The sequence below is a fragment of the Pseudonocardia sp. N23 genome (assembly GCF_002583555.1).
GTDB lineage: Bacteria > Actinomycetota > Actinomycetes > Mycobacteriales > Pseudonocardiaceae > Pseudonocardia.
Genome location: NZ_BEGX01000067.1, coordinates 1 through 4,991, shown reverse-complemented (window position 1 = coordinate 4,991; position 4,991 = coordinate 1). Strand labels below are relative to the sequence as shown.

General features: G+C 61.7%; 7 protein-coding genes. 4 read left to right on the top strand and 3 right to left on the bottom strand.

Going from position 1 to position 4,991, the window contains the following annotated elements; all coding sequences use genetic code 11:
• Positions 1-117 precede the first annotated feature (117 nt).
• Positions 118-585, bottom strand: a complete 468-nt coding sequence (locus TOK_RS19870) for a carboxymuconolactone decarboxylase family protein (protein ID WP_216362027.1) — start codon at positions 583-585, stop codon at positions 118-120.
• A 140-nt stretch (positions 586-725) separates the two neighbouring features.
• Between TOK_RS19870 and TOK_RS34745 the strand changes: the two genes are divergently transcribed.
• Together TOK_RS34745 and TOK_RS34265 are read left to right on the top strand one after the other, a co-directional pair.
• Positions 726-854: a hypothetical protein gene (locus TOK_RS34745; RefSeq protein WP_256387990.1), complete on the top strand. Its 129-nt coding sequence runs from the start codon at positions 726-728 to the stop codon at positions 852-854.
• On the top strand, positions 855-1,097 hold the full coding sequence (locus TOK_RS34265) for an Rrf2 family transcriptional regulator (RefSeq protein ID WP_306305153.1): 243 nt from the start codon (positions 855-857) through the stop codon (positions 1,095-1,097). It begins immediately after the preceding gene.
• A 967-nt stretch (positions 1,098-2,064) separates the two neighbouring features.
• On the opposite strand, the gene TOK_RS19860 is transcribed toward TOK_RS34265, so the two are convergent.
• Positions 2,065-2,295: a DUF2188 domain-containing protein gene (locus TOK_RS19860; RefSeq protein ID WP_098959507.1), complete on the bottom strand. Its 231-nt coding sequence runs from the start codon at positions 2,293-2,295 to the stop codon at positions 2,065-2,067.
• A gap of 553 nt (positions 2,296-2,848) precedes the next feature.
• Between TOK_RS19860 and TOK_RS19850 the strand changes: the two genes are divergently transcribed.
• Entirely contained in the window at positions 2,849-3,217 is a 369-nt protein-coding gene (locus TOK_RS19850) for a helix-turn-helix domain-containing protein (protein WP_172457667.1), read from the top strand.
• The gene (locus tag TOK_RS19845; RefSeq protein ID WP_098959504.1) at positions 3,198-3,719 is read left to right on the top strand and encodes an ImmA/IrrE family metallo-endopeptidase; all 522 of its coding nucleotides are present in this window, start codon (positions 3,198-3,200) and stop codon (positions 3,717-3,719) included. The genes TOK_RS19850 and TOK_RS19845 overlap by 20 nt, the downstream gene beginning before the upstream one ends.
• A gap of 63 nt (positions 3,720-3,782) precedes the next feature.
• Here the strand turns inward: TOK_RS19845 and TOK_RS19840 are convergent, their stop codons facing one another.
• Positions 3,783-4,793 carry a reverse transcriptase family protein gene (locus TOK_RS19840; protein ID WP_256387991.1) on the bottom strand — a complete coding sequence of 337 codons (1,011 nt, stop codon included), beginning with the start codon at positions 4,791-4,793 and terminating at the stop codon, positions 3,783-3,785.
• Positions 4,794-4,991 lie beyond the last annotated feature (198 nt).

Genomic DNA, 4,991 nt, shown 5'->3' with positions numbered 1-4,991 from the left:
GACCACGACCGGTCGAGCTGCCACCGGCGCGTCAGCACCGGGGTCAGCGGATCGGCTTGCGGCCGCCCCGTGCTGTTCATCGTTCCGCTCATTCGTCGTCCTCTCGCTGGATACGGATCAGCCGCGCGATTGCGCCGGCATCTGCAGCGGGACTCCGAACCGGTTGAAGGCGTTCATCAGCGCCACCTGAACGACCAGCGCGCCGAGCTGCTCGTCGTCCATGACCGACCGGACACCGGACCAGACCTCGTCACTGACGCCGTGTTCGGTCAGCGTCGTCGCGGCCTCGGCGTAGTCCAGCGCCGCCCGTTCCGTCGCCGTGAACAGCGCCGACTCGCGCCACGCGCCGAGCTGGAGGATGCGGTCGAGCGTCTCCCCCAGCTCCAGCGCCTCGTGGCTGTGCATGTCGATGCAGTGCACGCAGTGGTTGATCTGCGAGACGCGCAGTTTGACGAGCTCGCGGACGGTCGCGTCGAGTGCTGAGGTGCGGACGGCGTGGTCGGCGGTGTAGAGGGCGCGGGCCGCCTTGGGCGCGGCCGTGGCCAGGTCGAGACGCGGCTGGCCGGTGTGCACGTGTGCAGTCACGGAATCTCTCCAGGGATGATCGACGCCGATCGGACGTGGCGACGTGAGCGGGAGGCGGGGCGACATCACCGTCAACTCCGACATTCTCTGTCCGAGAATCTACTCGGACATCCCACATCCGAGTCAAGTAGTCCGGATGAATGAAGATCTCCGGCGGCGTCGAGTGGGCGGCGCATTACTGTGTCGTCCTCGGCGGCGCGGCCGAGCCCGCGCCGGCGGCGACGCTCGCAGAGTTTCACGATGTGTCGTCCAGCTACCTGGCCAAGTAGCTGCAGCTGCTATCCCGCACCGGGCTTGTACGCTCGACGCAGGGCCACTCCGGCGGCTACGTCCTGACCCGGGCCGCCACCGAGTTCACGGTGCTCGACGTCGTCGAGGCGATCGCGGGAACCGAGTCCGTGTTCCGGTGCACCGAGGTCCGCAAGCGCGGCCCCATGGCCGCGCCTCCCGAACGCTGCACCATCTCGTGCCCGATCGCCCGGGTCATGGCCGCTGCCGATGCCGCGTGGTAACAGTCCCTGCGTGCGATCACCCTCGCCGACCTGACTCTCGACGTCGTCGGCATCACGCCACCGGAGACGCTCGAACGAGCTATCGCCTGGCTGCGAGCCTGAGCCGCTGTACGGCGCAGACGTCGAGCCGACGCGGGCCCAGCGGCGCGGCACGACGCAGCTGTCATCTCAGCCCTTGGCAGGTCAGCATGCACTCTGCTCGTGCGATCGGCCCGCGCGAAAAGACCCTCCGGAGCCCCGCTCCTCGCTTGCCCCCCTCAGGTCCACCCCTTACGACAAGATTGTTCGGCGATCGAACTCGAAGCGCGTGAACTGCAGCGTCGGAGCTTGACGTGTTCGGCCACGTCGCGACGCTAGCCATCGCCACTGTCGTTGCCATCACGCTGGTCGGCGTGGGCTCTGCTTGGCAAACGTGCTGGTCAACGGTGGTGGAGACGAGGGGAATCGAACCCCTAACCCCCGCCTTGCAAAGGAAACGGGCGGTGTGAGCTGCGTTGCTCTCTGCAGGTCGGAGCGTCGCAACCACTGCCTTCGCTGCCTCCAGTGGCGTGGTCCGACCAGAGTTCATTGCCACCGTCGGTGCCATCGTGTCCTCAGTAGACCCGAGCGCTAGCACCAGAGCGGGCTCGAACGAGTCGGCATTCCTGGGCTACGACGCTGCTGCGGAGAAGCCGCTCGAAGCGGACCGCAAACCCAGTACTAAGAACTGCCGTCCTGACACTTCCGTCAGGAAACACTTCCAACGGTAGGTCATCGACACGGGCAAACGAGATGAGCTTTTGACAGGACCCAACTGGAGGCAACGGGCCGCCCTCACCGCTGCCACCCGGGATCGTCACATCCTCTACGACCCCCAGACGAAGCGCCTCCAGCGTACGGGAACGCACAAGCTGAGGCGGAGTTGCCATTGACAGGAGGGCCAAGTGGCTGCCGGCCACCGTGCACGGCAACTCCGCTTTCGACTACTTCAGCCCTTGGACCGCCGAGGGTCTCGACTGCGGGGATAGGTGTTGCGCTCCCCGATCCGGCCATCCTGGTTGTGGATCACGTGCTCGACGCCGCGTTTGATGGCCATGTCGCGGCCCTCTGCCTGAGCTTCCGCCTTGGTGGCGGCGGTGTTCGAGGCTCGCTCGCTGCCTTCGACCTTGTTCGCCCAGTGATCGCCCTGCTTGACGGTGTGGATGTCACCGTTGGCCATGCTGACCTTCTTCCGACCTGACACTTGATGTTGTCCTCTGACACGCAGCTCGGCGAGATGCGGTTCACGCTGCACCGGCTGGAACAGCTCGTCGTCTAGTGAGACGCTGAATGGTGCCCGGGCGTCCCGAGGTGTTGGAGTCATCTCGGGCCGCCCGGGCCCGCCTTGAGCTGGGCGCAGGACTCAGCCGCCTAGGCGTATGCCTTCAGCCGCCACGTAACCGCCTGCTGTCGGTACGGCGGCATGACGTTGTTCTCCGCGATGGGAGCCGTCGTGTTCGTCGGCGCGAGGACCTCCCACACCCCGCTCTCCGGACACCGTTCGCCAGTTCGAGCCGTCGTTCCGATCGGCTTCCGTGCCATGCGGCACTCCTCTACATCTAGGGCCTCCCGGGTCGGGAGACCGGGACTGACCGCGTCGCTGAGGTCGTCGAGAACGCTAGCGCCGGCGAGCCGTTGCGTCAAATCACACAAGCGGGGGCTTGTGTCACAAGCGTACTGGACGTATGGTGTTTTATGCCACTTCTATATGCCGAACTTCCGAGAAGAAGGTCATGAACCAGCGCGACGACGACGAGGCAGACTTTTACCGGACTATTGGTCAAGCAATCCGACACCAGCGGTCCGGCAGGCAGATAAGCCAATCACGACTAGCCAGCCTGCTCGGAATGAGCCGAGCGTCAATTGGAAATATCGAGGCTGGTCGCCAACGTGTACAGCTCCATGTACTCGCATGGATCGCTTTTGAACTCGATGTCACAATTCACTCGTTGGTGCCTGAGATAATGCAAACTGCAAGACCTCGTGGTACGATGCCGGCCGAAGAAGCAGTCTTCACCGATTCAAAAGCTCAGGAATTTGTCGAAGAAACCCTGAGGCGTGCTCAAGAGAAACAGGTTAGCGATGGATCGTTCGCGAGTTGAGCGTACCGCTTACCGCGCTCTCGCGGACAGTGGTCAGAGCGATCCTTCTTTCAACCCGACGGCCGTCGCCACACACTTCGGCGCAACCGTACTCGAAAGTCCGGCTGAAGACAGCGAATCGGGATTCTGTCTCCGTGATGGCAATAGGATAGTAATCGGCGTCAACTCCAATCACTCTCCCAATCGCCAGCGATTCACGATCGCACACGAAGTTGGACACTTACTCCTGCACGAGGGCCGCGCTCTCACCGTAGATAAGGTTGTTCGAATCTCGTATCGCAACGAGGTTTCCAGCATGGCCACTGACCTCCAAGAAATCCAGGCCAATTCCTTCGCGGCAGCCTTACTCATGCCAGAAATCCATGTACGGGCAACGGTCAGCCCACTCGTGTCGTCTGGAATGTCCGAAGATGCTATCGCCGCAAAGCTAGCAAAGACCTTCGACGTCAGCCCGCAGGCCATGTCTTACCGCCTGCTGAACCTCGGAATCTTTCTAGGTTAGCGACCGTATGTCTCACTTGCTGCGAGACCCAATGAGTCTGGTCCCACACTGGCCATCAGCCGGCTATGACTCACGCTCCGCAAGGTGGGAGTTGACGAAGTATAGGTCGGGCCGGAAGACGTCGGAGCCCCATCCGTCACGACTGAGCGCATTCTCCCACCGAAAGCGTGCAGGTCGAGCCCAATCAGGTTCGATACTTGCAGCAAAGGCGAGAAGGCCCCATACATGTGCGACAAAACCCCACGTTGAATCAAACCGGCGATGTTCGCGATGCGCCACCACCCCGAAGGTCTCAACGCCTCGAAGATGAGCCTCGATCTGCGCTCTAGTCCGGCGAGTTAGTCTCGGTCCAGCGAGATCGTCTACAAGTAGCCCAAGGATCTGTTTGCGCGATCCTGGCGTCAGAACCCTCGTCTTCTTGCGGTGAATCTCGAACCCCGAGACCGCCACCAAATCACCGATCTCTCGGATGAGGCGGACAGCCACAGCGCGGTCAAAGTCCCCGGACGAGGAGAAGAACAGGTCGTCGGCGTACCGCGTGTACACGAGTCGGTACTCGGTCGCAAGGCTGAGGAGACGTTCATCAAGATCAGCTGCCACCAGATTGGCAAGCTTACCGCTGGTCGGCGCTCCTTGAGGCAGAAATCCTAGATTCTCCGATACGTACGCACTTATGGAGTACGTTTCCGGCCGGACGTTCGACGGCTTTATATTTCGACCAATAAGCCGAGTACAGATCCGGGACAGTTCGAATGAAACCAAGCGGTTGTAACCAAGCGTTTCGAACACCTGAAAGACACGTTTCTCATCCACAGAATGGAAGAAATCGTGCAGATCAAGAGACACGATCCATCGGGCACCGCAATGCCGAGCTGCGCATTGACGGATTGATCGGCCAGGCTCATAAGCGAAGCTATTAGGGTGCCCGATCGCGGGGTTAAGGACGCGCTTCAAGAGCCACTTTTGAACGCTCATCATCTCAGCTGAGGGGGCAGAAATTGTTCGCTTCCCACGTTCTGGCGATCTTTTGCTGATTGAGAATGCGTGATATGGATCGCGTCGACGTTCGACCACTTGCCGCAGAAAGTGCGAACTTACACCAGTGAGATGGGCTAGATGTCCGAGCGTCAGGATCGCGGCCCGGCCAGCTCCTTCCACTCTCTCCGCCTGGGCTACAGCTTGAAGCAGTAAGTCTCGGTCGTACCCAGCAAGAAGACCGGCTCTTCACAATCCAGGGTGTAGCCGCGGCCGGAAGCCGCCGGCCTCCAGTAG